This is a genomic window from Streptomyces sp. SM1 (assembly GCF_002910825.1).
In the GTDB taxonomy this organism is placed as follows: Bacteria; Actinomycetota; Actinomycetes; order Streptomycetales; family Streptomycetaceae; genus Streptomyces; species Streptomyces okerensis.
This window is the reverse complement of sequence record NZ_NEUB01000678.1, coordinates 1-2,083: the sequence shown is the minus strand read 5'-3', so window position 1 is coordinate 2,083 and position 2,083 is coordinate 1. Positions and strand designations below refer to the sequence as shown.

General features: G+C 75.3%; 2 protein-coding genes. Both read right to left on the bottom strand.

Translation table 11 applies throughout. The features are described 5' to 3' along the window. A partial coding sequence (locus tag B9S61_RS18570; RefSeq protein ID WP_103543273.1) for a beta-ketoacyl synthase N-terminal-like domain-containing protein occupies positions 1-1,344 on the bottom strand: 1,344 nt, incomplete at its 3' end. Between the two features lie 142 nt (positions 1,345-1,486). Then, positions 1,487-2,083: phosphopantetheine-binding protein (locus B9S61_RS18565; protein WP_258039732.1), on the bottom strand; the 597-nt coding region annotated here is incomplete at its 5' end.

Here is a 2,083-nt window from a genome sequence, read left to right as displayed (position 1 = left end):
CGGCGCCTGTTCGAGGACGACGTGCGCGTTGGTGCCGCTCATGCCGAAGGAGGACACGCCAGCCCGGCGCGGCCGGTCGACGGCGGGCCAGTCGCGGGGCTCGGTGAGCAGTTCGACGGCACCCGAGGACCAGTCGGCGTGCGGGGTGGGCGCGTCCACGTGCAGGGTGCGGGGCAGGACGCCGTGCCGCAGCGCGAGGACCGTCTTGATGACCCCGGCGACCCCGGCGGCGGCCTGGGTGTGCCCGATGTTCGACTTCAGCGACCCCAGCCACAGCGGCCGTCCGGCGGGCCGGTCCTGGCCGTACGTGGCCAGCAGCGCGTCGGCCTCGATCGGGTCGCCGAGGGTGGTGCCGGTGCCGTGCGCCTCGACCGCGTCCACGTCCCGGGCGGTCAGGCCCGCGTCGGTAAGGGCGGCCCGGATGACCCGCTGCTGGGAGGGGCCGTTGGGGGCGGTGAGGCCGTTGCTGGCGCCGTCCTGGTTGATCGCCGAGCCGCGCAGTACGGCGAGGACCGTACGTCCGTTGCGCCGTGCGTCGGACAGCCGCTCCAGCAGCAGCATCCCCACGCCCTCGCCCCAGCCGGTGCCGTCGGCCGCCGCCGCGAACGGCTTGCAGCGGCCGTCCGGGGACATCGCGCCCTGCCGGCTGAACTCGACGAACACCGCGGGCAGCGCCATCACGCTGACCCCGCCGGCGAGCGCGAGCGAGCACTCGCCGGCCCGCAGCGCCCGCGCCGCGAGGTGCAGCGCCACCAGCGACGCCGAGCAGGCGGTGTCCACGGTGACGGCGGGGCCTTCGAGGCCGAGCGCGTAGGACACCCGCCCGGACATCACGCTCATCGAGTTCCCCGTCATCAGGAACCCCTGGACGGCTTCGGCGGCGCCGGCGCCCAGCGTCGCGTACCCCTGGTCGATGGCCGCCGCGTACACGCCGGTACGGCTGCCCCGCAGAGTGAGCGGGTCGATGCCGGCCTGTTCGACGGCTTCCCAGGACGCCATCAGCAGCAGCCGCTGCTGCGGGTCCATGGCGACCGCCTCACGGGGCGAGATGCCGAAGAACTCTGGGTCGAAGTCCGCCGCGCCGTCCAGGAACGCCCCCCGGCCGGGGACCGTTCCGCCGGCCGGCCAGGCGGCCTCCCAGCCCCGGTCGCCGGGAACGGGCGCGACGGTGTCGCGGCCTTCGGCGAGCAGCTCCCACAGGTCTTCCGGGGTGCGGACGCCGCCGGGGAAGCGGCAGCTCATCGCCACGATCGCGATCGGCTCGCTGCTCCGGGCCTCGGCCTCCCGGAGACACTGCCGGGTGTCCCGCAGGTCGATGGTCACCCGGTTGAGGTAGTCGCGCATCCTCTGGTCGCTCACTGGACACCGCTGCTTTCGTCTCGGGCTGCTCGTGCTCGGGTCTCGTCTCGGGGTGCACGGGGTGCACGGGGTGCACGGGGTGCACGGGGTGCACGTACGGCGGGTGCGGCGCGGTCCGGTCGGCCGGTCATGCGGAGCCCAGCTGACGGTCGATGTAGTCGAACATCTCGTCGTCGCTGGCCGCCTCGATCACCTCGGGGGCCAGGTCGTCCGCGTTGCCTCCGGCCGGGCCGGCGGGCGGTGTCCCGCCGGGCAACGGGCGCGACAGCACGTCCCGTATGCGGGCGGCCAGTTCGTCGCTGATTCCCTCCGGCGGCAGCGCGTCGAGCAGGGCCTCCAGGGTGTCGAGCCCGGCCCGGACCGCCTCGTCGCAGGTGGGGCGGGCGGCGGCGGTCCGCTCGGCGAGGTGGCGGGCCAGGGCCTCCGGCGTGGGGTGGTCGAAGACGAGCGCGGCGGGCAGCCGCAGCCCGGTCGAGGACACCAGTCGGTTGCGCAGCTCGACCCCGGTGAGGGAGTCGAAGCCGACGTCCTTGAACGGGCGGGCTGGGCGGATCAGGTCCGGCGAGCTGTGGCCCAGCACCGCGGCGGCGTTGCCGCGCACCAGGTCGAGCAGGGTCCGGTGCAGCTCGGCCTCGGGCAGCTCGGCGAGCTGCTGCGCCATCGAGCAGGCCGGTGCCGCGGACCCGCCCGTACCGGTACGGGCCGGGCGGACCAGGCCGCGCAG